Genomic DNA, 25,348 nt, shown 5'->3' with positions numbered 1-25,348 from the left:
CATGGATGTCCGCCTGCTCCGCACTTTGGTCATGGTGGCGGACCGCGGTAGTTTCGCGGCCGCCGCCGAGGCGCTGGGTCTCTCTCAATCCAGCGTCAGCCAGCACATCAGCCAGATCGAGGAACGCTTCCGGATCGAATTGTTCGATCGCGCGCGTCGCCCGCCGGAGCTTTCGGCGGCCGGCCGCGTGTTCGTGGAACGGGCCAGGGACGTGGTCGTCGGTTACCGCGATCTGGAGGAAAGCTTCGCGCGGGCCAAGCGGGACCCTCCCGTCACATTGCGTATCGGGGTGATCCCGACATTGGTCGGCGGAGCCTTGGCGCGATCCCTGGCACGGCTGCGCGCGGCGCGGCCGGACCTGCGCATCGCGCTTCAGGCCGGTCTCTCGCATGATCTGGAGCCGTTGGTCGGGCGTGGTCGAATCGAATGCGCCATCACGGCCGAGCCGGAAAAGGTGAAGCCCGGCTTCCGTTGGACCGCCGTCGGCCGGGAGCCCCTGGTCGTCATCGGGCCGAGCGATGTCGAGGGCGACACGGATGCCGATCTGCTGGCGGCGCGCCCCTTCATCCGCTTCAAACGCTTCGCCTGGGCGGCGCGGCTGATCGATTCCGAGTTGGAGCGCCGCGGCATCCGTGTCGATAGCGCCATGGAGGTCGATAGCCTGGAGGGGATCGCGGGGCTGGTCGCGCAAGGGCTTGGCGTATCCGTCATACCCTATGGGTCGGCCAGCCGGGCGTTGCCCGACGGCGTGCGAACCCTGCCCTTCGGCCAGCCGCCGGTGACGCGCATGCTGGGACTGCTGGAGAGCAGCAACCGCGTTCGCTCCCCCACGGCGGAAGCACTTTTGCGGGAACTCTCGATCGTATTGCGGGGCGAAACGATGCCGGCCTGACGTGGACGGTCTCCGGAAAGGGGGCTGTTTCCCGGTATCGGTGCGCGTCGCCCGGCCTCTTATCTTTAGATTTTCTGAAGAAGTCCTTTCATAGATCGCCTGGGACTAAAGAAAATGTCGCCGCTATCGTGCGCCCCATGAGCGAACGCGACCCGGATCCGGCCGATCGGACAGAAGATCCGACGGCATGGGCCGCCGTCACACCCGCGTCGGACGCGCGCGTGACGGTGGGAGGAAACATCGGCGGAGGAAACATGGCCGGCGACGATAAGGACGCCACGCTGAGCGTCGGCGTTTGGCGCGGCGATGCGGACGGCGGAGAGTATGTCGAGTATTCGGTGCCCCATCGGGCGAGCCAGACGGTGCTCGACGTCGTAACCTGGATTCAGCGCAATATCGCCCCGGACCTGGCCTATCGGTTCGCCTGCCGGGTCGGGATGTGCGGATCGTGCGCGATGACGGTCAATGGCCGGCCACGCTGGACCTGCCGGACGCATGTGGACAAGGTCGCACGGAACGGGCGGCTGACCATCGCGCCCCTGGATAATTTGCCGGTGGTTCGCGATCTGGCGGCCGACATGGCCCCTTTCTTCGAGAAGTGGAAACGCGCGAACGGTGCCTTCCAGGGCGGCGAGACGCGCGACGATCCGATCGCCGAGGTCCGTCCGGACGAGCCGGAGCGCAAGGAAGCCGACGCCGCGATCGAATGCATCAATTGCGGCATCTGCTACGCGGCCTGCGATTCCGTGCGCTGGAACCCGGATTACCTGGGGCCTGCGGCCCTCAACCGTGTCTGGGCGTTGCACAACGACCGGCGCGACGTCGCGCGCGACGACCGGCTGGCCGCCATCGGCGGGGAGGGCGGTTGCCATCTTTGCCACAGTCAGGCCGGGTGCACCGCCCATTGTCCGCAGGGGCTCGACCCCTCGGGTGGGATCGCGGGATTGAAGCGCGCGCTGTTCCGCGCGGCGCTGAAGGGGACGGTGTAGATCATGAACGCGCGTCGCGAAGCCTATCTCTATGCCGCGCAGCGGTTGACGGCGCTGATCATGGCGCCGCTGGTGATCGGTCATCTGATCACCATCATCATCGCGATCCAGGGAGGCCTCAGCGCCGAGGAGATCCTGAGCCGGACGAGCGGCAATATCTTCTGGGCGGCCTTCTACGGCCTGTTCGTGCTGGCCGCCGGCATCCATGCGGCCCTGGGGTTGCGGATGGTCGCGGCCGAGTGGCTCGGTTTTCGCGGGCCGCTCGCCAATTGGACCGTCGCGGCGGTCGGGCTGTTGTTGATCCTGTTGGGCTTCCGGGCCGTGGGGGCGGTGATATGAGCATGGTCCGCACGGTCGGCGCACCACATCGCCGCCAGGTGCTGTGGTGGGCCTTTCTGATGCATCGCGTCTCCGGCGTGTTGCTGGCATTGTTCCTGCCGTTCCATTTCCTGGTACTCGGCTTCGCGATCAAGGGCGATGCGACGCTCGACGGTTTCCTCGCCTGGACGGAGAATCCGCTGGTGAAGCTGGCGGAGACGGGGCTGTTCCTGTTGTTGGCGGTGCATCTGGCGGGCGGACTTCGCCTGCTCGCGCTCGAACTGCTGGCGTGGCGGTCCTGGCAGAAGAACATGGCCGCGCTGGCGGCGGGCGCGGCCCTGGCCGGTGCCCTGCTGTTCCTCGGCGTGGCGTGGTGAGGGAAGGATAAGGCGATGCATCTCCACCGGTCCGAAACGGACATTCTGATCATCGGCAGCGGCGGCGCCGGGCTGATGGCGGCGCTTCACGCCGCGCAATCCTGCCCGACGCTGGACATCACGGTCGCGGTCAAGGGCTTGCTCGGCAAATGCGGCTGCACCCGCATGGTGCAGGGTGGGTACAATGTCGCGCTCTCCCCCGGGGATTCGGTGGAGCGGCACTTCATGGACACGATCAACGGCGGCAAGTGGATTCCGAATCAGGATCTGGCCTGGACGCTGTGCGAGACGGCGGTGACCCGCGTGCGGGAGTTGGAGAACGAGCTCGGCTGCTTCTTCGACCGCAATCCCGACGGCTCCCTGCATCACAAGGCCTTCGCGGGCCAGACCTTCGACCGCACGGTCCATAAGGGCGATTTGACCGGGATCGAGATCATCAGCCGCCTGATGGAGCAGGCCCTGACGCTGGGGCTGAAAGCGCTGGAGGAGCATCGCGTGCTGGGTCTGATTCCGGCGGCCGACGGCTCCGGCATCTCGGGCGCGTTGATGGTCGATGTACGCACGGGCGACTTCCGCTTCGTCAAGGCGAAGGCGGTGCTGCTGGCCACCGGCGGCGGCCCGACCATGTACCGCTATCACACGCCGTCGGGCGACAAGACGATGGACGGGCTGGCGATGGCGCTGCGTCTCGGCCTCGATCTGCGCGACATGGAGATGGTGCAGTTCCACCCGACGGGCCTGCTGGCCGGGCCGGATACGCGGATGACCGGCACGGTGCTGGAGGAGGGGCTGCGCGGGGCCGGCGGCCATCTGCTGAACGGTGAGGGGGAGCGGTTCATGGAGAACTACGACCCCAAGGCCGAGCGCGCGACGCGCGACGTCGTCAGCCGCTCCATCTTCTCGGAGATGCGCGCCGGACGGACGACACCCAATGGCGGCGTCCATGTCTCGATGAGCCATCTGGGCCCCGAGCATGTGCGCAAGACCTTCAAGGGCATGGTCGAGCGATGCCGCGACTGCGGCTTCGACCTCGCCGGCGGGCTGGTCGAGGTGGTGCCGACCGCGCATTACTTCATGGGCGGCGTGGTGGTCGATACGGATTGCCGCACGGCCATTCCGGGCCTCTTCGTCGCGGGCGAGGATGCGGGCGGCGTGCATGGCGCCAATCGTCTCGGCGGGAACGGGGTCGCTAACTCCACCGTCTATGGCGGTATCGCGGGCGAGCGGATGGCCGCGCTGTGCGAGACCATGCCCTTCGCCGCCGACCCGGACGAAACCGTGATCGAGGCCGAATTGGCCCGCGCGCGGGAACCCTTCGGGCGCAGCGGCGCCAATGTCGGTGATCTGCGCGACCGGCTGATGGATAACATGTGGGACGATGTCGGCGTCATGCGCGATGCCGACCGTCTGGCGCGCGGGGTTGCCTCGCTCGACGCGCTGGGGGAGGAGTTGATGGCCACCGGCGCGGGGCCGGAGAAGCGTGCCTTCAACCTCACCTGGCACGATTGGCTCAATCTGCGCAGCCTGGTCGAGATATCCCAGGTGATCGCGCGGGCCGCCCAGATCCGCGAGGATTCGCGCGGCGCGCATTATCGCGAGGACTTCCCGGAGACGGGAGACCTGGAGACATCGACCTTCACCGTGGTTCGCGAGGTGGATGGCAAGCTTGAAGCCCGGCACGACCCGGTCGTCTTCAGCATCGTCAGCCCCGGCGAAAGCCTGATCGAGGCGGCCTAGTCGCTTGGCGTGGAAATCGCGCCCCGCCGCCGGAAGGGATTTGCAATGATCGCATCGGACAGCATTCAGGAAACCGCCCTCCGCCTGATGGAGAAGGCGGCCATCGAGATTCCCGACGACTATCTCTCGGGATTGCGGCGCGTCGCCGACAAGGAGACCGGCGATCTGTCGGCCTTCGTGTTGGAGGCGATGCTGGAGAACTACGACGCCGCCAAGGAGGATCGCCGCGCCATGTGCGCCGATACCGGCGTACCCCGCTGGTACGTCAAGATGGGCAACGAGGCCCGGATCGAGGGCGGGCCGATCAAGCTGGAGGCGCTGCTGCGCGGCGCGACGGCGGAGGCGACGACGAGCGTGCCGCTGCGCCCCAACCGCGTGCATCCCCTCTGGCGCACGGATCACAACAACAATGTCGGCCTCAACGCACCGGAGATCGAGTACAGCTTCGAGCCGGATGCCGATTGGATCGATATCACCACGGTCCATAAGGGCGGTCTGTTCGGTACCGACTATCGCATGCTGTTTCCGGGCGACGGCATCGACGGCATCAAGCGGTTCTTTCTCGACACCCTGATCTCCTTCGGCAAACGCGGGCTCGCCTGCCAGCCGGCCATCATCGGCGTCGGTCTCGGCGGGTCGAAGGATACGACCATGGTGCTGGGCAAGCAGGCGGCCTGCCTGCGGACCGTCGGCGACCGCAACCCCGACCCCAAGGTGGCGGAGTTGGAGGAGGAGTTGATCGAACTCGGCAACTCCATCGGCATGGGCGCGATGGGCTTCGTCGGGTCCTCCATGGTGGTCGATTGCCATATCGAGTGCGGGTATTGCCACACCGGCGGCATGCCGATGAGCGTGCATGCCTTTTGTCTGAGCTCGCGCCGCGCGACGGCGCGCCTTCATGCCGACGGGCGGGTCGAGTACCGCACCGATCCGGCCTGGTTCACCCCTTATTCGAGACGGGAGAGCGTGGAATGGGCGAACGCGCCGATAAGCTCCGCAAAGTCCGCCTGAAGACACCGCTGAGCGCCGAGGACGTCGCCGGCCTGCGATTGGGCGATGTCGTCTATCTCGACGGGCTGGTCTATACCGGCCGCGAAGGCGTCTACAAGAAGGTGCTGGAACAGGGACACGACCTGCCGGCCCCCTTGTCGGAATTGGGCAATATCAACTTCCATTGCTCGCCCGCCGCCGCGCCGGACGGGGAGGGGGGATATCGCGTCGGCGCGCTGTCGGCGACCGCCTCCTTCCGGTTCGATAAATGGCTGCATCAATGGTTCGAACTGACCGGCGCCAAGGCGATCATCGGCAAGGGCGGCATGAAGGCCAGCAGCTACCGGGACGTCTTCGCGCCGAACGGGGCGATCTATCTGACGACCGTCGGCTACGGCACCGGGGCGCTTCTCGGCCGGGGGATCAAGCGCGTGCGCGCGGCCCATTGGATCGAGGAGCTGGGGCTGGCCCAGGCGATGTGGGTTTTCGAGGTCGAGAAGTTCGGTCCCTTCCTGGTGGAAAGCGATCTGGAAGGCAACAGCCTGTTCGAGCGGACCAACAAGCAGATCGCGGAAGGTCTCCCGAAGCTCTATGAAGGCAGCAAACCGGCGATCCTGCGCCGCTATGGCGAAACCGACGACCGCAGCGACGAAGTCGTGTAGGCTCGGTTGTCGCGCCGCCGGACGGTGCCGATAGTGCTGGAGGGGAACCATGCTGATCGCGGAGTTGGCCCGGATCGGGCCGCCGGAGGATGTCGTCGCGCTGGTCGAACGCCCGGACCCGTCCCCGCCCGGGTCGGGGGAGGCGCTGGTGCGGATGGAGGTCTGCCCGATCAACCCCGCTGATCTGCTGTTGATCGAAGGGCGCTATGCCGCGACGCCGGAGACGCCCTGTCCGCTCGGCATCGAGGGGGTCGGGTGCGTCGAGGCGGTCGGCGCCGGGGTCTCATCCCTGAAGCCGGGCGATCGCGTGATGTGCCTCGGCCGTGCCAATTGGGCCCAGGCCGTTCTGGGACCGGCGGAAAGCTTCGTGCGCCTGCCGGACGACGTGGACCCCGAGCAAGCCGCCATGCTGAAGGTGAACGGCGCCACGGCCGCGCGCCTGCTGCGCGATTTCGTCGATCTCGCGGCTGGCGATTGGGTGATGCAGAACGCCGCCAATAGCGGGGTCGGACATAATGTTATCCGCATGGCGGCGCGGGCGGGCGTGCGCACGGTCAATATCGTTCGGCGCGACGCGCTGGTGGCCCCGCTGAAAAACTTGGGCGCGGATGTCGTTCTGGTGGATGGGCCGGATCTGGCCGACCGGGTTCGCGACGCAGTCGACGGAGAGCCGGTGCGCCTTGCCTTCGATGCGGTGGCGGGCGATCTGGTGGATCGCATGGCGGGCGGTATGGCGGATGGTGGGACGATCGTTAATTACGGGTTGATGTCGGGGGAGCCTTGCCGGATCGCCGCCGGGCGCCTGATCTTCGGCGGCGTCCAGTTGACCGGTTTCTGGCTCGCGCGGTTGCTGGGGCAACTCGCCCCCGCTGAATTGCAGACCTTCTTCGGCGGCCTGATGGGCAATTTACGGGATGGGACGATTCACGCGCCGGTGGAGGCGCGCTATTCCTTCGATCGATTGGGCGAGGCGCTGGCGCATGCCAATCGGGGCGCGCGCGCCGGCAAGGTGCTGATCCATCCCAATCGGGAGGGATAGACCGGCCGCGCCGAGGGGTAGGGCCGGCCGTCCCGTCTCCATCGCCTTCCGGAGGGCGTCAGGCGCTATCGCGGATGATGATCTCGAAGCCGACATCCACGGTACGCTGGACGTAATCGTCCTCCCCGTCGACACCGTCGAGCCGCTGGGCCAGCAGCATGGCGGCGCGCCGGCCGATCTCGTAGCGCGGGACGCGAACGGTGGTCAGGCTCGGGTGGATCACGGCCGCGATATCGGCGTCGTCGAAACCGGCGACGGCGATATCGTCGGGGATCGAAAGCCCCCGTTTCACGCAATGGAAAAGCGCGCCGACGGCCAGCGTGTCGCTCGCCGCGAAGAGCGCGTCGATATCCGGCGCGCGCTCCAGAAGTTCCTGGCAGCCGTCGGCGCCCTCGCGCAGGGCGAGGGGGCGGTAGGCCCGGACCTTTCGGTCATGCGGCAGGCCGGCCTCCTCCATCGCGTCGATATAGCCCCGCTCGCGGTCGCGCGCGCGGTCGTTCCCCTCCGTCGGCGCGCCGAGATAGGCGATTCGCTTGCGCCCCTTGCCGATCAGATAGCGGGTCATGGCCCGCCCGGCCTCGTAATTGGAAAAGCCGACGACGCTGTCGATCGGGTCCTCGGCGAGGTTCCAGGTCTCGACCACCGGGATGCGGCCGTTGCGCAGACGCTCGATCGTCGTCTCGCTATGGGTGCAGCCGGTCAGTACCAGACAATCGACCCGCCGGCTCAGAAAGGCCTCGACCAGCCGTTCCTCGCGTTCCACCGCATGATGGATTTGGCCGATCAGAAGCTCGTATCCTGCTTCCTCCAGGACGTCGGTGATGCCGTGGATCGTGTCGCCGAAGGAGGCGTTGATGAAGGGCACGATCACCGCCGCTACCCGCGTGCGGTTGGAGGCGAGCGAACTCGCCAGCGCGTTCGGGATATAGCCGGTCTCGCGCATCGCCTTCTCGACGCGTTCCCGGATCTTGCGGGAGACGCGCTCAGGGTCGCGGATGGTGCGGGAAACCGACATGACGGAGACGCCGGCGCGTTCCGCCACCTCGGTCATGCGGGCCTGTTCGCCCTGCTTGCGGCGGGAGCGCCGGGTCCGTTCCTCGGACGGCGTCTGATCGGATTCGCTAGGGGCCATTTGTCCTGAATATGCCTTCTTGATGCGTGCCGGATCGGGTGAGGGTGAGGGGCGGACCCTCAACTACTTATCAATCCCCCGTCCACATTGATGATCTGACCGGTAATATAGGTTGAGTCCGGGCCGATCAGAAACAGCGCGACATTCGCCACTTCCTCCGGCTTTCCAAGGCGCTGGAGCGGAATTTCCGCACGCATGGAATCGCCCCGCTCCGCGGCGATCTCCTTGATCATTGGTGTCTCGATCACGCCCGGCGCGATGCCGTTGACGAGCGCGCGAGGTCCGAGATTGCGCGCCAGGCCGCGCACCAGCCCCACGACCCCGCCCTTGGCGGCGGAATAGGCGACGCGTCCGGTGCTGCCGCGGCGGAAGGCCAGCGAACTCGCGAACACCATCCGGATCGGCTCCTCCGTCGGCAAGCGTTCCATCAAGGCCATGGCCAGATCGAATCCGTTCGTCAGGTTGGAGGCGATGGCGCGGTCGTAGATCGGTCGCGCGTCGGGTGTCAATTCATGCCGTTCGAAAAGTCCCGCCATGTGGATCAGCGCGTGAATCGGCCCATCGACGGCGGTGAGCGCCGCCTCGCAGGCCTCCGGGCTCTCCAGGATCGAGGCGACGACCGGATGCGGGCCGCCCGGCAGGCTATCCGACAGTTCGCGCGCTCCCGCCTCGTTCGGATCGATCAGCACCAAGCGGCCCCCTCGATCCGCCACCATTCGGGCGATCACCCGTCCGATGCCGCCGGCCGCGCCGGTCAGCACCACGGTCTTACCTTGCAAGACTCCCGTCTCCACCATTCCGTCCTCTCCTCGCCCAATTTCAAATGATCAAGAACGCGCGGTTCTTCAGATCGCGAAGCCGCCACCGGCGATATCGATCACGGCGCCGGTCACGAAGGACGCCTTCGACGACATCAGGAAGGCGACGGTCTCGCCGATCTCCTCCGGCTTGCCGAAACGCTGCATCGGGATGGTCGCGCGCGCGGCGGCCGCCTTCTCGGGCGTATCGACGGCGGGGCCGATCATGTCGGTCTCCGTCATGCCGGGGCGCACGGAATTGATACGGATGCCGCGTGGCGCCAGTTCCCGCGCGACCCCTTGCGTGAAGATGTCGACCGCCCCCTTGCTCGCGGCATAGAGGCTCTTGCCCGGCCGGCCGCCTGTCCCGCCGGCGAGCGATGAGACATTGACGATCGACCGGTTGCCGGTCTCCGGCATGCGCCGCACGGCCTCGCGCGCGCCGAGGATGAGGGCGGCGCTGTTGAGGGTCAGGACGCGGTGGATTTCGTCCGCCGGCAGGTCTTCCAGCGCATATTTCGGATGATCGGTGCCCGCGCTCAAAATGGCGCCGGTGACATGGCCGAAGCGCTCGGCGGCGCCCTCGAACAGGCCGACGATATCCGCCTCCTCGCGCATGTCGCCGCGCATGGTCCCGGCCTCGGCGCCCGCGGCGCGCAATTCCTCCGCCAGCGCATCGGCGCGGTCGGATCGGTTCGCGTAATGCAGCATGAAGGCGATGCCCGGCCGCGCCATGCACCGCGCGCTGGCCGCGCCGATGCCGCCGGACGCGCCGGTGATGACGACAACCTCGCGCGGGTCGTTGGATGCGCTCATCCCAAACTCCTCCCCTTATCCCTGCCCGTCAGGCGGACAATTTCTCGCCGAAGAAGGCGCGCATCTCGCGGTTCGCCGCCTCGGCCTGTTCGTAATGCACGAAGTGCCCGGCTTCCGGGGCCAGGTCTATTCGGATATCGCTATAAACATCGGCCAGCGCGGCGGCCCAATCCGGCTTGATGATCGGGTCCTCGGCTCCCCAGAAGACCCGCGTCGGCGCCGTGACGGTCGAAAGGTCGCGCGGCGGACCCTCGCGCATCAACCGGCGGCGGCCGGCATCGGCGGCCTTGTACCAGGAGAAGCTGCGCGCCAGCGCGCCGGGCCGGGAGAAGGTCTCGACCCAGAGTTCGAGATCGTCCGCGTCGAAGCAGTTCGGATCATGCGACCAGCCGTTCAGCATCGCGCCCAGATAAATCCGAATCGTATCGCGATTATAACCGACAAGTCGCGTCGCGACGTCCAACTGATGGAAGGTTTGGTACCAGATCGCCGGAATCGTGTCCGGGTCCGCCCAGCGCTTACCGATACCCGGATGCGGGCAGTTGAAGAAGAAGAGCGCCGCGACGCGATCCGGATGGTCCCGCGCCACCGTTTGCATCGCATTGGCGCCGACATCGTGCGCGGCGAAGCCCGCGCGTTCGATGCCGAGGGCATCCATGAACCCCGCGATATCCGCGCTGACCACCGCCGGGGTCAGGGGCGTGTCGTCGCGCGTGTTCAAACAGAGGCTCTCCCCGAAACCACGCAGGTCGATGGCGTAGACCGTGAAATCCTCCGCCAGCGCTTCCAGGTTTCGATGCCAGGTCAGCCAGAATTCGGGCCATCCATGGATCAGGATCAGTGGTGGCCCGCTGTCGCCCAGACGGGCGTAATGCAGACGGGCACCGTTCGTCTCGACGAAGCGGCCGGCGCCGAATCGTTCCTTCAGGGCGGCGAGCCGTCTTGCCGCTTCCGTCATGACGCGCGCTCCAGGATCAATGCCTTGGCATCCCGCCGCATCACCTTGCCGACCGCGTTGCGGGGCAGGTCGTCGAGGAAATGGATACGCTTCGGCGCTTTAACGGAATCGAGGGTTTTCTTGACGAAGGCGATGATCTCCGCCTCTTCGGCGGTGGCGCCGTCGCGCAATTGGACGGCGGCCTGCACGCTCTCCCCCCATTTCGGGTCCTCGATACCGAAGACGGTGCATTCCAAAACGGCCGGATGGCCGCCCAGGGCGTTCTCCACCTCGCCCGGATAGACGTTGAAGCCGCCGGAGATGATGACCTCCTTCTTGCGGCCCTCGATCCACAGGCGCCCGGTCTCGTCGAACCGGCCGAGATCGCCGGTCAGAAGCCAGCCGTCGACGAAGGTCTCGGCCTGTGCCTCGGGATTGCCGATGTAACCGCTGGACAGCAGGTCGCCGCGCACCGCGATCTCGCCGACCTCGCCGGGCATGACTTCCGCGCGGTCGGGACCGAGGATTCCGATCCGGGTCAGGGGGCCGGGTTGTCCGACGCTGCCTTGCGCGGCGGGGTCGGCCATCTCCGCCCCGCGCAGATAAGAGATGATCTGCGGGGCTTCCGCCTGACCGTAACTGGTTTCCAGCGCGCCTGGAAAGACGGCCAGCGTCTCGCGAATCTGCTCGACCCGCATCGGCGCCCCGGAATAGATCAGATGGCGCATCGCTGGATAGGCGCGGTCCGTCGCACCCGGCTCGGCCAGCAGATTGTAGATCATGGTCGGCGTCATGTAGCTGCCGGTCACACCGCGTTCCGCGAAAGCCTCCAGCAAGGGGCCGGGCTTCGGCCGTTCGGGGATGACGATGGCGCCGCCCGCCGACAGGACCGGCAGCAGGAAACAGGACGTGCCGTGCGTGATCGGCGCCGCCGCCAGGAAGCGGTCCTCCGCCGTGAAGCCGAAGGCATGCGCGATCGAAACCGCATGTGTGTTCCAGCAGCGATAGGATTGCAGCACGCCCTTCGGCTTGCCGGAGGACCCGCTGGTGAACTTGACCGCCTGAACCTCGGACAGGTCGGGTAGGGGCCGGGCCGGGCGCCGGCCGTGATGGCTCTTCATCCAGTCGTCGATGCTGGGGCCGGCAGGCCCGTCGGGCACGGCCGAGACACGAATGACCGGGCCTTCGTTCCAATCGGGCAGTCGGTCGCGGCAATCGTCGGCGCACAGGATGGCGTCCGGCCGGGCAAGAGTCAGCACGGCCTCCAACTCACCCTTCCCATTGCGGGGGTTGAGCGGGACCCAGGCCCGGCCGCTTGCGAGGATGGCGAGGAGAGCCAGGACGTGATCGGTGCTGTTGGTGGCGCACAGGCCGATCCGGCCACTGCCCGCGGGGATGCGGTCCTGGATCGCGGCGGCGAGCGCGTCGGTGCGCGCGGCAAGTTCCGAGAAACGCATCGCGGACCCATCCGGGGCTTCGAGGGCGATCCGGTCGGCGAAGCGAACGGCGGCGCGCTGGAATAGGTCGAACGGGATCATCTTACGGGCGTCTCCAGGTCATTATCGTTTCTCGGAAGGGTATGAGTTAGCGTTACCATAGGCAAGTTTGAAATCGCCCCTCACCCGTCGAAGGTTTTATGCTTGGCATTACGTAACCATTGCTCGATCATGCCAAAGGCGGTCAATTTCGACCGTCAAGGAATTATGATAACGCTAACAATAAGACGAGAAGGCGGGGTGGCGACCGGCATGGTCGGACCTTCGCGCCGCCGGGGAGGAACAAGGATGGCCACGATGCCAACGGCCGCGCATCCGCTGGGTGGGATGATCCGCCAAATGCATCATACCGCGGTCAGCGTGCGGGATTTCGACGCGGCACGCGATTTCTTCGTCGATGTCCTGGGCTTCGCGGTCGAGGGCGAGGCGCGGGCGCGCGACGAGCCGGCGCTGGGCGAGGTCGTGGGTTTGCCCGGCGCGGTCGTCGATTGGGCGATGCTGGCGCGCGGAGAGGACCGGATCGAGCTATTCCGCTATCACCAGCCGGAAGGCCGGATGGAGCCGGCAGAGCAATGCGACGTCGGTTATGTCCATATCGCCATGCAGGTGGATGACGTGGACGCGGCCTATGACGCGGCGCTTGCGGCGGGTTTTCGGACGCGGTCCTCGCCCCGGTCGCTGCGTGGTGGGCGCACGCGCGTCTTCTACATGATCGGGCCGGAGGGGTTGGTGGTGGAATTCATCGAGTTTCGCGCCGAGACGGGAGAGTCGAGATGAGCGAGAAGAACGAAGGCGCCGGGGTATCGCGCGACATGGGCGCACCGCGATGCGTGGCCATTCTGGGCGGGGCGAGCGGCATCGGTGCCGCCGTCGCGCGCCGGGCGGCGGCGGGCGGCGCGGCGGTCGCGATCCTGGATCTGAACGGCGCGGCGGCGGAGGCGATGGCCGATGAACTCGGCCCCAAGGCCCGCGCCTTCATCGTGGATGCGACAGACGAGGCGGCGATGGCGGCGGCCGCCGACGCGGTCGCCGAAAGCGGCTTGCCGCCGGTCGACGGTCTTGTCGCTTCCGCCGGGATTCCGGAAGTGGCGACACCGATCGAACGCTACGCGGCCGATGATTTCGACCGCATCCTGACCAGCCATGTGCGCACGGCCTATGTTTTCGCGCGGGCGTTCGGCGCGCGCATGGCGGCGGGCGAGGGGGGGGCGGTGGTGTTCCTCGCCTCCGTTCTCTCCTTCCGGCCGGGGCCGGTGCTGGCCTATGGCGCGGGCAAGGGGGCGCTGGTCAATCTGACGCAATCGCTGGCCGTGCATTGGGCGGCGCGTGGCGTGCGGGTCAACGCGGTGGCGCCCGGATGGACCGACACACCCTTCATCCGGGCCCCGCGTCCGGATGGGAGCCGTCGCGATATCGAGCCGATCCTGCGTCAGACGCCCCAGGGACGCCTGATCCGGCCGGAGGAGATCGCCGAGGTGATCCAGTTCCTGCTCTCGCCCGCGTCGAGCGCGATCACCGGCGTTACCCTGCCGGCGGACGGTGGCGTGATGGCGGGCGCGGGCTGGGCCGCCTATGGTGGCTTCCCCGGACCGGAAGGTTGACGAAGGGTCGATAGGCGCGACGGCTCAGCGCCGTCCCTTGAACAAGCCGGTCGAGAAGGGAAGCGCCACCCCGATCATCACGACCGCGAGGCCGATCAGGTCGGTCGGCCCGACTCGCTCCCCCAGATAGGCGGAGGCGCCGACGGTGCCGAAGGCCGGCACCATGGTCATGAGCAGCCCGACCCGTCCGACGGGCAACTGGCGCAACGCGATATTGTAGAACAGGAACAGCATGAAGGTGGAGAACAAGCCGAGATAGGCGAGTTCGACCAGGGCTGACGCGGACCAGCCGTCAAGCGGCGGGCCGTCCGAAAGCCATGGATAAACCGCGACCGACAGGCCGACGGCCGCCGTCACCTGCACCGCGGCGACACAGAGATTGTCGGCGCGCTGGTTCACCCGGCGGCCGAGAAGCTGTGTCGCGATCGAGGAGAGCACCGCACCGAAGATCAGCGCGTCGCCGAGCAGGCTCCCCGCCTCGCCATGGCGCGTGCCCAGGATCAGCATGACGCCGGAAAAGGCGACGATGCAGCCGACGATCTGGGATAACCGCAAGGCCTCCCCCAGGAAAAGCCGGCCGGCGAATTGCGTCAGGACCGGCATCAACGCCCAGAGGATCACCATGTTGACGGCGCTGGTGTGCTGCATGCCGAGGATGTTCAGGATATTGACGAGCCCCGGCGCGGAAATCCCCATGAGCGCCATGCGCCAGAAAACGCCGCCGAAACGCGGCCGGCCAGGCCGATAGAGAAGATAGCCCCAGAGCAGCAGGGCCCCGATCACGAGTTGGCCGATCAGGATCTCTCCGGGGCTGACCTTCAGGACCAGTGATTTGCTGACGATCAGACCGGAGGCGAAGCTGAAGATCGCGGCCAGCATCGCCGCATGGCTCTTGAAGCCGCCGGTCTGCCCGCCCGGCGTCCCCCCGCCGCCGGGGCTTAGCGGCGGCGGGGGGGTGGAACCCTCCATGGCTGTCATGGTCGATGGCGCTCAGTCGATCGTTAGGCCGCCGCCGCCGAGCCCGGCGAGCCGCACCAGGGTCAACGTCAGCTCCGGGAAGACCGCGATGATGACCCACGCCAGGATAAGCGCTCCCAGATAGGGAAGCACCGAGCGCGCGATCTTCAAATACGGTACGCCCGTGATCGTCGAGGCGACGAAAAGGTTAAGGCCGAAGGGCGGCGTGATGAAGCCGATCGCGCCGCCTACCATGAAGACGATCGCGAAATGGAACGGGTCCGCCCCGACGCTTACCGCGGCCGGCGCCAGGATCGGTGCAAGAATGATGGTGAGCGGCACCGACTCCAGCAGCGCTCCGGCCACCAGAACCGTCGCCATGCAGGCCATCATGACCAGTTCGTAGCTGCCGATCTCGGTCAGCAGACCCGCGACATAGCGCGAGACGCCGATTACCGCGAACATCTGCTGCATCATGATCGAGACGGCGACCAGCGGGATGATGATGCCGATGATGACGGCGGAGCGGAACATCAGGTCCGGGATCGCCTTGATCTTTAGCTCGCGCGTGATGAAAAGGCCGGCGAACAGGCAGTAGGCCACCGTCACGCTGGCGGCCTCCGTTGGCGAGAAGGCGCCGCTATAGATCCCCCAGAGCACCAGCAGGACCGCGGCTAGCGCCAGCGACACGCCGGGTGAGGTGCGGACGACGTTGCGCACCTCGAAGGGGATCAGCACGCCGTATTTCTTGCTCCGGCTGACGGCCCAGCAAGCCACCATCATCGCGAAGACCATCAGCAGGCCCGGCGTGATGCCGGCCAGGAACAACTCCGAGACCGGCACGTCGTTCAGATAGCCATAGATGATGAACAGGATACTCGGCGGGATGATGATCCCGACGCAACCGCCCGCGCTGGCCGTGGCGGCGGCGAAGCCGGATGCGTAGTTCTGCTCGCGCATGGTGGGACAGACGATCGAGCCGATCGTCGCGGTGGTCGCGGAGTTCGAGCCGCTGATCGCGGCGAAGATTCCGCAGGCGGTGAGCGAGGCCATGCCGAGCCCTCCCCGCAACCACCCCAGCAGCGCGAGCGTGAAATCCGTGATCCGCTTGGCAATGCCGCCGCCGGCGATCAAATCGCCGGTCAGGATGAAGAGCGGGGCCGCGAGCAGGGCGAAGCTGTTCAGTCCCTCGAACATGCCGTTGCCGATATTGGCGAGCGGATAACCCTCGATCAGATGCGCGGCCAGAACCCAAAGCCCCATTACCAGGAAGATGGGCGTGCCGAGGACGAAGAGCACCACGGCCAGGACGGTCGCGATGAGAAACAGGAGTCCGATGGTCATGATATGGCTCCAGAAGATATCGACCCGACGGGTCGGATGGGGGCATTCACGATCGGCGCTATTCGTCGAGCGCGCCGCCGAGTTTGAGCTCGCGGCCTTGCGTGAAGTCCCGGAAGTCGATGATGACGCATTGCAGGACGCGGAAGAGCAGCAGGCTCCAGCCTACCGGCGTCGCCAGATAGAACCACCAGACGGGCATGTCGTCGGTGCCGGGCACGAGGCTGAAATTCATCATCTGCAGGCCCAGCAAATCGGTCGAATAGTAGATCACGACGACGCCGAACAGGATGTAGAGCAGGTAGTCGACCTGCATCATGACATATTGCCCGGTGCGGGGCAGGCGGTTGCGGACCTCCCCGAAACGCAGATGGACGCGCGCCTTGACCGCGTAGGAGCAGCCCAACCAGGTCAGCCAAAGGAACATGTAGGCCGGGACGCTCGTGCTCCAGGATGCCTGTTCGCTGAAGACGAACCGTCTCACGACCTCGACGAAGATGATGCCCGCGCATGCCGCGTAGGCGATGATGACAACCCATTTCTCGATATAGGCATCGAGCCACCGGTAGATTTTAAGGAGTGCGTCCATTTCGCCCCCGCCTCGGCTCAGATTAAGATATCACGTTACGCCCCCGAGGGGCCTGCCCACCGTCCGGGGCCGGCGCGACGATGCCCGCTTCCGCCCCGCCCCGGCCGCGGTGGGCCGGGGCGGGGCGGAAGACGGGGCGTCACGTCATGCCGCCCGCGCGATGCGCGGTGGGCCGAGCATTTCCACCGTTAGGCGGAGCGCCACCAACGACGCGGCTCGACGTCGATCGCCTGGGTTTCCTTCGGGAAGGAACGAACCTTGGCCTTGATCGTCTCGTAGACGTCGTAGCCGCCCCATTCGTTGAGGCGCTCGTGCCAATCGGCATACTCCTCCCTCGTGGGGGAGGCCATCTCCTCCGCTTCCGCGATCGCCTCGTCGGAGAGGAAGTTCATCTCGACCTTGTTCTTGCCGAGGATGGTGTTCTCCGGCGGATCCTCCATCAGGCCGGAGAAGATCGCGAGGCCCGCCTCGTTGCTCAGCATCGTGTTGACCTGGGCATAGTAGGCGGACTCCATCACCGCTTCCTGCAGGTCCGGCTCCAGCTTCTCGAAGGTCGCGGAGCTGATCGCCGTATGCTGCGTGCCGGGGATGAAGTTGATCCCGACATATTTCGACACGACCGGGGCCATGTTGAAGGCGGTGCAGGCGGTGGTCCAGGTTTCCATGCCGTCGACCAGGCCGGACTTCATGGCGTCCAGCACCTCCACCCAGGCCACGGGCACGGGGTTCAGTTCCATCAACTGCATCGCGATGCGGCCGAGCTGGGTATTGGTCGCCCGGTTCTTCGTGCCGGCCAGCTGCGTGACGCTGGTGATCGGCTCGCGATCCTGCCACTTCAGGCCCATGAAGAGTTGCCGCAGTTCGCAGAGCGAGAACAGATACTCCATCCCGTGCCGCTCGCGATATTGCTTGCGGAACAACTCCTCCGACTCGGGGCTGAAGAAGAAGTTATACATCTGGCCGCGCGACTGGAACATGAACGGCCAGTCGAGGGCATTCAGCCAGGGCGCGGACGCGGCCGCGTTCTGAGTGGAACTGTTGCCGATGTCGAGGATGCCCTGCATGCTCTGCTGGATGCACTTCTCCTCGGCGCAGACACCGCCCGAATCCAGCATTTCGACGCGGATCGCGCCTTCGGTCCGTTCCTCCAGATCGACCACGAAATCCCAAACGCCCGCGCGCTGGATATTGTGCTGGCGTTGGTTGAAGACGGTGCCGAGCTTGAGAACGTGTTTCGGCTCGGTCTTGAAGCGCTTGTCGTAGGTGGTGTTGGTGGTTTGCGCCAAGGCGTCGGCGGAGAACAGGCCGCCCATGCCGGCCGCGGCCGCCAGGACGCTGGTCAGTCCGAACCGGCTCGCGAGGCGATTGAAGTCCCGACGGGAAACGCCGGCGAGCTTGGTCTGGAACGAGGTGCCGGTATCCAGCGTCTCCTCGTTCATCCGATTGATGATCGCGGCCGATTCCTTATCGCTCGCGAACCTGTCACGTGACGTCATCTGATTTACTCCTCCCTTTTAGGTGGCATTTCCGTGCCAACGGTTGTTATCGTTATATAGTCAACGCCGATTCACCGCCGGCATGTCCTTTTCCTTCCCAGCCTCGACAATCGCCGATGTCTTTTGGAACCCATTGTAGTTTAACATACTTTTTGGCTCCAATCCCATTTTCTCCTGAGTTCGTCGACAATGGGATTGTCGAGTTAGCGCTAACAATCGTAATGTAGGGAGTGCTCGGTGGCAACGGACGCGTTGCCTTCGAGGCGAGAAAACGACAGGAGCCGCGCCGGAAGCGGCCCACCGTGTTGGGAAGGAGCGCCTTATGACGTCGATACGCCTTGTCGATACCACCATGCGTGACGGCCAGCAGTGCCTTTGGGCCACGCGCATGTCGACGGCGATGATGCTGCCGCGAGCCGAGGCCATGGATCGCGCGGGGTTCGAGGCGGTCGAACTCTATGGCGCGGTGCAGTTCGATACCGCTGTCCGCTATCTCAAGGAGGACCCGTGGGAGCGCCTGCGGCTGATTCGCGAACGGGTGGAGCGGACACCGCTTCAGGCCTTGATTCGCAGCGCCTGCGTCCTCGGCTTCGAACCGCAGCCGGACGATTTGAACGAATTGTGGGTCGAGCGCCTGATCGCCAACGGTATCCGCCGGTTCGTGGCGTTCGATGGGCTGCATGACCTCGGCAATCTGAAGGCGGCGATTCGCCGCGCCCGGGACTTGGGCGTGGGCACGGTCGGCTGGCTGACCTTCTCCGACAGCCCGGTCCATACCGATGCGCTCTATGCGGAGAAGGCGCGGGAGTTCATCGAGGATTGCGGCGCCGAATCGGTGATGATCGAGGATGCCTCCGGCGTGCTGACGCCGGAGCGGGCCCGGACCCTCGTCCCCGCCATCAAGGCGGTGATCGGCGACCGTCCCCTCGGCCTGCACAGCCACAGCCTGATCGGCCTGCCGCAGCGAACCTATCTGGCCGCGGCCGAGCTTGGGGTGGAGACGCTTTATACCTGCGTGCCGCCGGTCGCGGACGGCAATGCGCCGCCCAACGTCTTCACCACAGTGCGCAATCTGCGCGCCAGCGGCTATCAGGTCGATCTCGATGACGAGGCGTTGCGCGACGTCGCCGCGCATTTCGAGGCCTGCGCGCGCCGCGCCGGCATGGCGATCGGCCGCCCGCAGGATTTCGACGCGCCCAGCATCCTGCATCAGATCCCGGGCGGGGTGTTGAGCAACCTGCAGGCCCAGCTCGACGCGATCGGCAAGATCGACAAGCTGCCGGAGGTTCTGGAGGAGTGCGGGCGCGTGCGCCGGGAACTCGGCTGGCCGATCCAGGTGACGCCCTTCGCCCAATTGATCGGCGTGCAGGCGACGCTCAACGTGATCGGCGGGGGCGAGCGTTACAGCAAGATCCCGGACGAGGTGAAGAAGTACGCGCTCGGCTATTACGGGGCCTTGCTGTCGCCGGTCGATCCGGACGTGCTGGACCGCATCGTCGCCAACGGCCCGAAGGCGATCGCGGAAACCCCGCCCGCGCGCGAGCCCGTGGTGGATCGCCTGCGCAAGGCGCATCCCGGTGTCGGCGACGACGAGCTTCTGCTGCGCCACGCCTTCAAGGGCGCGGAAGTGGACATGATGAAGGCCAACCGGCCCGACTATGCGGCCTATTCATTGCTGGAGACGCCGCTGGTGCGCCTCGTGCGGAACCTCGCGGACAGGCCGGGCCCCCTTAATGTCTTCGTGCGCAAGGGGTCGTTCGAGATGCGCTACGCCGCACCCGGCTCCGCAGCGGAAACGGAGGCGGGGGCGAAGGGATGACCCGAGGGCCCCGCGCCGCGTTCGAGGCCGGCCTCGCCGCGGGCGAGATCCGGTTGCCCTACTGTCCGCGCTGTTCACGTCATGCCTATCCCCCGGGCAGTCCGGCGGTGGGCTGTCCGCATGACCCGGACGGGTACGAGGAACGGGTTGCCATCGGTCGGGGCCGCGTCTTCGCCGCGACCTGCGCGCGTCGCAAGCCGGAGCGCGGCGGCGATGCGACCATCCTGCTGGTCGATCTGGAGGAGGGCGTGCGCGTGATGGCCGCCGGCACCGGCGATCCCCCGGCGGTTGGAACGCCCGTCCATCTTAGCGTCGATCAGGAAGGGGAAGGCGCGCCCCGCCTGCGGGCCGAACCGATCGCGGAGGGATGCGCATGACGGGCCATCCGAAGCCGGCGGCGATCGCCGGGGTCGCGACCGACGGCATCGGCGAGGCGCACGGCTTCACCGCGGTGGAGATCGCCGCCCGTGCCGCCCGCGCCGCGTTGGACGAGGCCGGCATCGATCATGACGCGGTGGACGGCGTCTTCTGCGCCGATATCCAGAATCTCTATGCCGGGCCGGAGTTGATCGACCAACTCGGCCTCGCGCCGCGCCATGTCGATTTCAGCAATCTGGGCGGGGCGTCCTTCATCCATTATCTGGGCATGGCGGCCGACGCGCTGAATGCGGGGCGATGCGAGGTGGCGTTGATCGCCTATGGCAGTACCCAGCGCACCGGCGCGGGCGGCTTCGCCACGGGTGCCCGGCCCGCCTGGTACGAGGCGCCCTATGCCGTTCGCTATCCGGCCTATGCCTATGCGCTGGCGGCATCGCGCTATCTGGCGCTGCATGGGCTCGACCGCTCGCACCTCGCCGCCGTGGCCCTGGCGGGTCGGCAATGGGCGGGCCTGTGCGAGGAAGCGCAGTTGCGCGAGCCCACGACCCTCGACGCCCTGCTGGCCGAGCGTCTGGTCTGCGATCCGTTCGGCCGGCGCGATTTCTGCCTGGTGACGGATGGGGCGGGGGCGATCGTCATGGTGCGCGGCGAGCGCGCGGCCGATCTGCCCCGTCCGCCCGTGCATCTGCTGGCCCAGGAAACGGTCGTCGCCAACCGGTCGGTCACGACGATGGAGGACCCCTGCCGCACGCCCGCGGTCGAGAGCGGCCGGCGCGCCTTCGCGGCCGCCGGGCTGGGGCCGGAGGCGGTGGACCTCGTGCAGCTCTATGACGCCTTCTCGATCAATCCGCTGCTGGCGCTGGAGGATCTGGGGTTCCTCGGCCGGGGCGAGGCGGGACCGGCGGTCAAGGACGGGCTGACCGCCCCGGGCGGGGAACTGCCGGCCAACACCAACGGCGGCGGGCTCTGCCACTGCCATCCCGGGATGTACGGCATCTTCCTCGCGATCGAGGCGGTCCGCCAACTTCGCGGCGAGGCCGGGGCGCGTCAGGTCGAGGGCGCGGAGATCGCGCTTTGTCATGGAATCGGCGGCCAGTATACGGCGAACGCGACCGCCTTGTTGGGAACACCGGCCGCGCTGTGACGCGTGCCGACATGGAGGGAGGCGAACGCCATGCGCATCAAGGATATCGAGCGTTTCCGTGTGGATGTGCCCTGGGGGCGGTTGAAGACGACGGACAAGGACTGGGCGGCGCTTTCCGGGGAGCGTCATCGCGGCCTCTACGAGCAACTGATGCTGATCCGGCGGTTCGAGGAGAAGCTGCTGGATCTGAAGGCCGAGGATCTGGTCCACGGGCCGGTTCACACGAGTTGCGGTCAGGAGGGCGGCGCGGTCGGCGCGATGGCGGCGCTCGCCACGCAGGATCGGATCAACGGCACCCACCGGATGCATCACCAGTTCCTGGCCAAGGTACTGAACAGCACGACGCCGGCGGATTACGACCCCATCGCCATCAAGGCATTCCCCGACCCGATGCAGCAATCGGTCACCACGACGCTATCGGAGATCATGGGCCTCAATACCGGCTATTGCGGCGGCCGGGGCGGGTCGATGCATCTGCGCTTGCCGGAGGCGGGGGTGCTGGGCTCCAACGCCATCGTCGGCGGCAATATCCCGCACGCGGCCGGCTATGCGCTGGCCGACAAGGTGCTGGGTCGCGACGCCATCTCCGTCGCCTTCTTCGGCGACGGCGCGATGATGATGGGGACGGCCTATGAATCGATCAATCTGGCGGCGATCTACGGCCTGCCGGTAGTCTTCTTCGTCGAGAACAATCTCTATGCCGTCTCCACCCATGTGGATGAGCAGACGCGCGAGGCGCGGCTCAGTTCCCGTGGCGCCTCGCTCGGCGTGCCGTCCTTCGAGGTGGACGGCATGGACCTCGTCGCCGTCAACAAGGCGATGCGCACCGCGCGCGAATGGATCGCGAAGGAGGGCGGCCCCGTCCTGATCGAGGCGAAGACCTATCGCTTCCTGCATCAGCAGGGGCCGCTCAAGGGGTCCAATTTCGGCTATCGCGACAAGGACGAGGAAGCGGCGTGGAACGAGCGCGACCCGGCCTTGCGCTATCCGGAGGCGCTGAAGGAGCGCGGCATTCTGAGCGAGGAGCAGGCGGGCGAGATCGATGCGCGCGTTCGCATCGCCGTCGATCGCGCCGCCGACGCGGTCCTGGAAACCGCGCCGGGCGAGAATCGGCGCCGTATCATCCCCAGCCTCTGGCCCGATACCACGACGGTGGAGAGCGGCATCCGCGGCGATCTTTCCGAATTGAAGGGTCAGCGTACGGCGGAGATCGGCGACTTCGCGCAGGATGCGCTGAAGTCGATGAAGTTCGCCGACGTGATCGCGCAGGCCATGCTGCGCAACATGGAGCGCGACGAGACCATCATCATCATGGGCGAGGATGTGCACCGTCTGCGCGGCGGCACCGCCGGGGCGACGCGCGGTATCGTCGACCGCTTCCCGGAACGGCTCTATGGCACCCCGATCTGCGAGAACGGTTTCACCGGCCTGGGGCTCGGCGCGGCGCTCAACGGTCTGCGCACGGTGGTGGAGATCATGTATCCGGACTTCTGCCTGGTCGCGGCCGATCAACTCTTCAATCAGGTCGCCAAGGTGCGTCACATGTTTAACGGCGGCTTCAGCGCCCCCGTCCTGGTACGCAGCCGCGTTTCGGCCGGGGCGGGCTACGGCTCCCAGCATTCGATGGACGCCAGCGGGCTCTTCGCGCTTTATCCCGGGTGGCGGATCGTCGCGCCGTCGACGCCCTTCGATTATATCGGCCTGTTGAATTCCGCCCTGCGCTGCGACGACCCGGTGCTGGTGGTGGAGCATACCGACCTCTACCAGACCGAAGGGCCGGTGCCGGAGCAGGATTGGGACTATTGCATCCCCTTCGGCAAGGCGGCCGTCCGCCGGGAGGGCGCGGAGGTCACCGTGCTCGCCGCGCTGACCATGGTGGGCGATGCAATCGCCGGGGCGGAAAACGCGGGCATCGACGCGGAGGTGATCGATCTGCGCACCCTCGACCCGCTCGGCCTCGACTGGGAGACGATCGAGGCGAGCGTGCGCAAGACCAACCGCCTCGTGATCGCCGAGCAGACGACCCACGGCACCGGCATCGGCGCGCGCATCGCCCAGGAGGCGCAGGAACGGCTGTTCGACTGGCTCGACCACGAGGTGGTGCGTGTCGCGGGCACGCAATCCTCGCCCGTCGTCTCCAAGGTGCTGGAGCGCGCCGCGCTCGCCGGCCAGACGGAGTTGGAGCACGGCCTGCGCCGCGCGATGGGGCGCGGGTGAAGGATTAACGCGCCGCGCGCTGGCTTTCGCTCGGCGGGCGGCCGAACAGGCGTTTGAACTCCCGGCTGAACTGGGACGGGCTGGCATAGCCGACGCGATAGGCGGCGGCGCGCGCGCTCATCCCTTCCTCCAGCATCAGGACCCGCGCGCGGTGAAGGCGGATCGACTTCACATATTGCAGCGGCGACAGGCCCGTGACCGCCTTGAAACTCTCATGCAGGACGGTCTTGCTCATCCCCGCGACGCCCATCATCTCCGATGTCGTCATGGGGCGGGAGTAGTCGGTATTGATCTCGCGGATCACGTCGCCGATCCGCTTGAACCGGCCGTGGCGGTGCAGCACCGCGCGCAGCCGCGCGCCCTGTTCGCCGCGTAGCGCGCGGAACAGGATTTCCCGCCGGGCAAGATCGCCGAGCACGCGTGCATCCGTCGGATCGTCGAGCGAATGGATCAGCCGCGCGACCGCCGCCCTCATGCCCTGGTCGATGGGGGAGGTGATCACCGCCTCCGGCAGGATGTCGGCTTCCATATCGTCCCAAGCGTCCTCGCCCATTTCATTTTCAGAAGCGAGCGAGAGTTGAAGTTCCGCGATCTCGCCGGGATTGAGCATCAGGGCGACGCCCAGGAACGGACGCTCAGGGCTGGCCGAGAGTACCTCCACCTCCAACGGCATCGGGGCCGTGTAGACGGCATAGGTATCCGGATCGTAGCGGAAGGCATTGCCTTTCAGGAAACCGCGCTTCGAGCCCTGAAGCACGATCACCATGCAGGGATCGTAGAGTGTCGAGGTGCAGGGCGTGCGTTGATCCGCCCGGAACAGCACGGCGCCGGGCACGGGCAACATGTTCTTGCCCTCGACCCGCGCATGGGCGCGGGCCGCGTCGATCAGATGACGGGCATGGGACTGGTCCATCGGCTCCATGGTCGCGACCTCCGGGGGCCGGCCTGTTTCGCCAGCCTATCGAATGAGGATAGATAGGACGCCGCGCCGCCGCCCGACAATGGGAATGACTCGATTGCCGGAGGATTGGGCAAGCTTTTCGGCCCATCTCGCCTTCCCGTGCCCCGTTTCGGGGACCATCTTGATACGTGTTGGGGGCGCCGCTAGGGGGGCGTCCGGACCATCCATTCACCGATCCATCGACGAGGGAGGGCTTCATGGCCTTCGAGATCACGGTCAATGGGGAGAAGCGCACGGTCGATGCCGATGCGGATACTCCCCTTCTTTGGGCACTGCGGGACGAGCTGGGGCTGAAGGGCACCAAGTTCGGCTGCGGCATTGCCGCCTGCGGCGCCTGCACGGTCTATATCGACGGCTATCCGTCGCGTTCCTGCGTGACGCCGATCGACAGTTTGGGCGAGGCCGAGGTGACGACGATCGACGCGCTGTCCGGCAAGGCGGCCGACGCGGTACGCCAAGCCTGGGTCGATCTGCAGGTTCCGCAATGCGGCTATTGCCAGTCGGGCCAGATCATGGCGGCGGCGGCGCTTCTGTCCGAGACGCCCAAGCCGAGCGATGCGGATATCGACGCGGCGATGTCGGGCAATGTCTGCCGCTGCGCCACCTACCACCGCATCCGCCAGGCGATCCACCACGCCGCCGAAACGATGGAGGGCTGATCCG

25 protein-coding genes are annotated in these 25,348 nt (G+C 66.6%); 15 read left to right on the top strand and 10 right to left on the bottom strand.

Annotated features, from left to right (window positions below; genetic code table 11):
- Position 1 precedes the first annotated feature (1 nt).
- The 8 genes from KAJ83_RS08965 (at position 2) to KAJ83_RS19520 (ending at position 7,004) form a co-directional block, all read left to right on the top strand.
- Positions 2-892, top strand: a complete 891-nt coding sequence (locus KAJ83_RS08965) for a LysR substrate-binding domain-containing protein (RefSeq protein ID WP_281413110.1) — start codon at positions 2-4, stop codon at positions 890-892.
- A gap of 254 nt (positions 893-1,146) precedes the next feature.
- On the top strand, positions 1,147-1,881 hold the full coding sequence (locus KAJ83_RS08960) for a succinate dehydrogenase/fumarate reductase iron-sulfur subunit (protein WP_210681697.1): 735 nt from the start codon (positions 1,147-1,149) through the stop codon (positions 1,879-1,881).
- A gap of 3 nt (positions 1,882-1,884) precedes the next feature.
- Positions 1,885-2,220 (top strand): succinate dehydrogenase, encoded by a 336-nt coding sequence (locus tag KAJ83_RS08955; RefSeq protein WP_210681696.1) that lies wholly within the window; start codon positions 1,885-1,887, stop codon positions 2,218-2,220.
- Positions 2,217-2,576: a succinate dehydrogenase/fumarate reductase transmembrane subunit gene (locus tag KAJ83_RS08950; protein ID WP_246484380.1), complete on the top strand. Its 360-nt coding sequence runs from the start codon at positions 2,217-2,219 to the stop codon at positions 2,574-2,576. The genes KAJ83_RS08955 and KAJ83_RS08950 overlap by 4 nt, the downstream gene beginning before the upstream one ends.
- A gap of 15 nt (positions 2,577-2,591) precedes the next feature.
- Positions 2,592-4,313: an L-aspartate oxidase gene (locus KAJ83_RS08945; RefSeq protein WP_210681695.1), complete on the top strand. Its 1,722-nt coding sequence runs from the start codon at positions 2,592-2,594 to the stop codon at positions 4,311-4,313.
- Positions 4,314-4,358: 45 nt separating this feature from the next.
- Complete coding sequence (locus tag KAJ83_RS08940) at positions 4,359-5,324, top strand: fumarate hydratase (RefSeq protein ID WP_210681694.1); 966 nt, start codon at positions 4,359-4,361, stop codon at positions 5,322-5,324.
- Positions 5,285-5,965, top strand: a complete 681-nt coding sequence (locus tag KAJ83_RS08935) for a fumarate hydratase C-terminal domain-containing protein (RefSeq protein ID WP_210681693.1) — start codon at positions 5,285-5,287, stop codon at positions 5,963-5,965. Before KAJ83_RS08940 ends, KAJ83_RS08935 begins: the two co-directional genes overlap by 40 nt.
- 49 nt (positions 5,966-6,014) lie before the next feature.
- Positions 6,015-7,004, top strand: a complete 990-nt coding sequence (locus tag KAJ83_RS19520; RefSeq protein WP_210681692.1) for a zinc-dependent alcohol dehydrogenase family protein — start codon at positions 6,015-6,017, stop codon at positions 7,002-7,004.
- Between the two features lie 58 nt (positions 7,005-7,062).
- On the opposite strand, the gene KAJ83_RS08925 is transcribed toward KAJ83_RS19520, so the two are convergent.
- From KAJ83_RS08925 to KAJ83_RS08905, 5 genes are read right to left on the bottom strand one after another with little or no spacing between them, the layout of a single operon-like run.
- On the bottom strand, positions 7,063-8,136 hold the full coding sequence (locus KAJ83_RS08925) for a LacI family DNA-binding transcriptional regulator (RefSeq protein WP_210681691.1): 1,074 nt from the start codon (positions 8,134-8,136) through the stop codon (positions 7,063-7,065).
- Between the two features lie 59 nt (positions 8,137-8,195).
- On the bottom strand, positions 8,196-8,933 hold the full coding sequence (locus tag KAJ83_RS08920; RefSeq protein ID WP_210681690.1) for an SDR family NAD(P)-dependent oxidoreductase: 738 nt from the start codon (positions 8,931-8,933) through the stop codon (positions 8,196-8,198).
- 48 nt (positions 8,934-8,981) lie between these two features.
- A complete protein-coding gene (locus KAJ83_RS08915; RefSeq protein ID WP_210681689.1) occupies positions 8,982-9,749 on the bottom strand; it encodes an SDR family NAD(P)-dependent oxidoreductase in 768 nt (255 codons plus the stop codon).
- A gap of 28 nt (positions 9,750-9,777) precedes the next feature.
- Complete coding sequence (locus tag KAJ83_RS08910; RefSeq protein ID WP_210681688.1) at positions 9,778-10,707, bottom strand: alpha/beta fold hydrolase; 930 nt, start codon at positions 10,705-10,707, stop codon at positions 9,778-9,780.
- Positions 10,704-12,224: a class I adenylate-forming enzyme family protein gene (locus KAJ83_RS08905; protein WP_210681687.1), complete on the bottom strand. Its 1,521-nt coding sequence runs from the start codon at positions 12,222-12,224 to the stop codon at positions 10,704-10,706. Before KAJ83_RS08905 ends, KAJ83_RS08910 begins: the two co-directional genes overlap by 4 nt.
- 246 nt (positions 12,225-12,470) lie before the next feature.
- Here KAJ83_RS08905 and KAJ83_RS08900 point away from each other — a divergent pair, with 246 nt between their 5' ends.
- Both KAJ83_RS08900 and KAJ83_RS08895 read left to right on the top strand, forming a co-directional pair.
- Positions 12,471-12,959, top strand: coding sequence for a VOC family protein (locus KAJ83_RS08900; RefSeq protein WP_210681686.1), 489 nt, complete (start codon positions 12,471-12,473; stop codon positions 12,957-12,959).
- The gene (locus tag KAJ83_RS08895; RefSeq protein ID WP_210681685.1) at positions 12,956-13,783 is read left to right on the top strand and encodes an SDR family NAD(P)-dependent oxidoreductase; all 828 of its coding nucleotides are present in this window, start codon (positions 12,956-12,958) and stop codon (positions 13,781-13,783) included. The genes KAJ83_RS08900 and KAJ83_RS08895 overlap by 4 nt, the downstream gene beginning before the upstream one ends.
- Positions 13,784-13,807: 24 nt before the next feature.
- On the opposite strand, the gene KAJ83_RS08890 is transcribed toward KAJ83_RS08895, so the two are convergent.
- The 4 genes from KAJ83_RS08890 to KAJ83_RS08875 form a co-directional block, all read right to left on the bottom strand.
- A complete protein-coding gene (locus KAJ83_RS08890) occupies positions 13,808-14,761 on the bottom strand; it encodes a DMT family transporter (protein WP_210681684.1) in 954 nt (317 codons plus the stop codon).
- Between the two features lie 12 nt (positions 14,762-14,773).
- Positions 14,774-16,084, bottom strand: coding sequence for a TRAP transporter large permease (locus KAJ83_RS08885; protein ID WP_210681683.1), 1,311 nt, complete (start codon positions 16,082-16,084; stop codon positions 14,774-14,776).
- Positions 16,085-16,142: 58 nt separating this feature from the next.
- Positions 16,143-16,670, bottom strand: a complete 528-nt coding sequence (locus tag KAJ83_RS08880) for a TRAP transporter small permease (RefSeq protein WP_210681682.1) — start codon at positions 16,668-16,670, stop codon at positions 16,143-16,145.
- A gap of 188 nt (positions 16,671-16,858) precedes the next feature.
- Positions 16,859-18,166 carry a TRAP transporter substrate-binding protein gene (locus tag KAJ83_RS08875; RefSeq protein WP_210681681.1) on the bottom strand — a complete coding sequence of 436 codons (1,308 nt, stop codon included), beginning with the start codon at positions 18,164-18,166 and terminating at the stop codon, positions 16,859-16,861.
- Positions 18,167-18,488: 322 nt separating this feature from the next.
- On the opposite strand from KAJ83_RS08875, the gene KAJ83_RS08870 reads away from it, so the two are divergent.
- Genes KAJ83_RS08870 through KAJ83_RS08855 form a run of 4 tightly spaced genes read left to right on the top strand, consistent with a single transcriptional unit; the run spans position 18,489 to position 23,724 of the window.
- Positions 18,489-19,985 carry a hypothetical protein gene (locus KAJ83_RS08870; protein WP_210681680.1) on the top strand — a complete coding sequence of 499 codons (1,497 nt, stop codon included), beginning with the start codon at positions 18,489-18,491 and terminating at the stop codon, positions 19,983-19,985.
- Entirely contained in the window at positions 19,982-20,362 is a 381-nt protein-coding gene (locus KAJ83_RS08865) for a Zn-ribbon domain-containing OB-fold protein (protein ID WP_210681679.1), read from the top strand. The genes KAJ83_RS08870 and KAJ83_RS08865 overlap by 4 nt, the downstream gene beginning before the upstream one ends.
- The gene (locus KAJ83_RS08860; protein ID WP_210681678.1) at positions 20,359-21,507 is read left to right on the top strand and encodes an acetyl-CoA acetyltransferase; all 1,149 of its coding nucleotides are present in this window, start codon (positions 20,359-20,361) and stop codon (positions 21,505-21,507) included. The genes KAJ83_RS08865 and KAJ83_RS08860 overlap by 4 nt, the downstream gene beginning before the upstream one ends.
- Before the next feature lie 30 nt (positions 21,508-21,537).
- Entirely contained in the window at positions 21,538-23,724 is a 2,187-nt protein-coding gene (locus KAJ83_RS08855; protein WP_210681677.1) for an alpha-ketoacid dehydrogenase subunit alpha/beta, read from the top strand.
- A gap of 4 nt (positions 23,725-23,728) precedes the next feature.
- On the opposite strand, the gene KAJ83_RS08850 is transcribed toward KAJ83_RS08855, so the two are convergent.
- Positions 23,729-24,646 carry an AraC family transcriptional regulator gene (locus tag KAJ83_RS08850; protein ID WP_210681676.1) on the bottom strand — a complete coding sequence of 306 codons (918 nt, stop codon included), beginning with the start codon at positions 24,644-24,646 and terminating at the stop codon, positions 23,729-23,731.
- 236 nt (positions 24,647-24,882) lie between these two features.
- On the opposite strand from KAJ83_RS08850, the gene KAJ83_RS08845 reads away from it, so the two are divergent.
- Entirely contained in the window at positions 24,883-25,344 is a 462-nt protein-coding gene (locus KAJ83_RS08845) for a (2Fe-2S)-binding protein (protein WP_210681675.1), read from the top strand.
- Positions 25,345-25,348 lie beyond the last annotated feature (4 nt).

The organism is Marivibrio halodurans, from assembly GCF_017963645.1.
GTDB lineage: Bacteria > Pseudomonadota > Alphaproteobacteria > UBA8366 > Aestuariispiraceae > Marivibrio > Marivibrio halodurans.
This window is presented reverse-complemented; position numbering and strand designations above follow the sequence as displayed.

Excerpts from the sequence above, each read along its gene's own strand:
- KAJ83_RS08965 (WP_281413110.1), top strand. The coding sequence starts at position 2 with ATGGATGTCCGCCTGCTCCGCACTTTGGTCATGGTGGCGGACCGCGGT.
- KAJ83_RS08960 (WP_210681697.1), top strand. The coding sequence starts at position 1,147 with ATGGCCGGCGACGATAAGGACGCCACGCTGAGCGTCGGCGTTTGGCGC.
- KAJ83_RS08955 (WP_210681696.1), top strand. The coding sequence starts at position 1,885 with ATGAACGCGCGTCGCGAAGCCTATCTCTATGCCGCGCAGCGGTTGACG.
- KAJ83_RS08950 (WP_246484380.1), top strand. The coding sequence starts at position 2,217 with ATGAGCATGGTCCGCACGGTCGGCGCACCACATCGCCGCCAGGTGCTG.
- KAJ83_RS08945 (WP_210681695.1), top strand. The coding sequence starts at position 2,592 with ATGCATCTCCACCGGTCCGAAACGGACATTCTGATCATCGGCAGCGGC.
- KAJ83_RS08940 (WP_210681694.1), top strand. The coding sequence starts at position 4,359 with ATGATCGCATCGGACAGCATTCAGGAAACCGCCCTCCGCCTGATGGAG.
- KAJ83_RS08935 (WP_210681693.1), top strand. The coding sequence starts at position 5,285 with ATGGGCGAACGCGCCGATAAGCTCCGCAAAGTCCGCCTGAAGACACCG.
- KAJ83_RS19520 (WP_210681692.1), top strand. The coding sequence starts at position 6,015 with ATGCTGATCGCGGAGTTGGCCCGGATCGGGCCGCCGGAGGATGTCGTC.
- KAJ83_RS08925 (WP_210681691.1), bottom strand. The coding sequence starts at position 8,136 with ATGGCCCCTAGCGAATCCGATCAGACGCCGTCCGAGGAACGGACCCGG.
- KAJ83_RS08920 (WP_210681690.1), bottom strand. The coding sequence starts at position 8,933 with ATGGTGGAGACGGGAGTCTTGCAAGGTAAGACCGTGGTGCTGACCGGC.
- KAJ83_RS08915 (WP_210681689.1), bottom strand. The coding sequence starts at position 9,749 with ATGAGCGCATCCAACGACCCGCGCGAGGTTGTCGTCATCACCGGCGCG.
- KAJ83_RS08910 (WP_210681688.1), bottom strand. The coding sequence starts at position 10,707 with ATGACGGAAGCGGCAAGACGGCTCGCCGCCCTGAAGGAACGATTCGGC.
- KAJ83_RS08905 (WP_210681687.1), bottom strand. The coding sequence starts at position 12,224 with ATGATCCCGTTCGACCTATTCCAGCGCGCCGCCGTTCGCTTCGCCGAC.
- KAJ83_RS08900 (WP_210681686.1), top strand. The coding sequence starts at position 12,471 with ATGGCCACGATGCCAACGGCCGCGCATCCGCTGGGTGGGATGATCCGC.
- KAJ83_RS08895 (WP_210681685.1), top strand. The coding sequence starts at position 12,956 with ATGAGCGAGAAGAACGAAGGCGCCGGGGTATCGCGCGACATGGGCGCA.
- KAJ83_RS08890 (WP_210681684.1), bottom strand. The coding sequence starts at position 14,761 with ATGACAGCCATGGAGGGTTCCACCCCCCCGCCGCCGCTAAGCCCCGGC.
- KAJ83_RS08885 (WP_210681683.1), bottom strand. The coding sequence starts at position 16,084 with ATGACCATCGGACTCCTGTTTCTCATCGCGACCGTCCTGGCCGTGGTG.
- KAJ83_RS08880 (WP_210681682.1), bottom strand. The coding sequence starts at position 16,670 with ATGGACGCACTCCTTAAAATCTACCGGTGGCTCGATGCCTATATCGAG.
- KAJ83_RS08875 (WP_210681681.1), bottom strand. The coding sequence starts at position 18,166 with ATGACGTCACGTGACAGGTTCGCGAGCGATAAGGAATCGGCCGCGATC.
- KAJ83_RS08870 (WP_210681680.1), top strand. The coding sequence starts at position 18,489 with ATGACGTCGATACGCCTTGTCGATACCACCATGCGTGACGGCCAGCAG.
- KAJ83_RS08865 (WP_210681679.1), top strand. The coding sequence starts at position 19,982 with ATGACCCGAGGGCCCCGCGCCGCGTTCGAGGCCGGCCTCGCCGCGGGC.
- KAJ83_RS08860 (WP_210681678.1), top strand. The coding sequence starts at position 20,359 with ATGACGGGCCATCCGAAGCCGGCGGCGATCGCCGGGGTCGCGACCGAC.
- KAJ83_RS08855 (WP_210681677.1), top strand. The coding sequence starts at position 21,538 with ATGCGCATCAAGGATATCGAGCGTTTCCGTGTGGATGTGCCCTGGGGG.
- KAJ83_RS08850 (WP_210681676.1), bottom strand. The coding sequence starts at position 24,646 with ATGGAGCCGATGGACCAGTCCCATGCCCGTCATCTGATCGACGCGGCC.
- KAJ83_RS08845 (WP_210681675.1), top strand. The coding sequence starts at position 24,883 with ATGGCCTTCGAGATCACGGTCAATGGGGAGAAGCGCACGGTCGATGCC.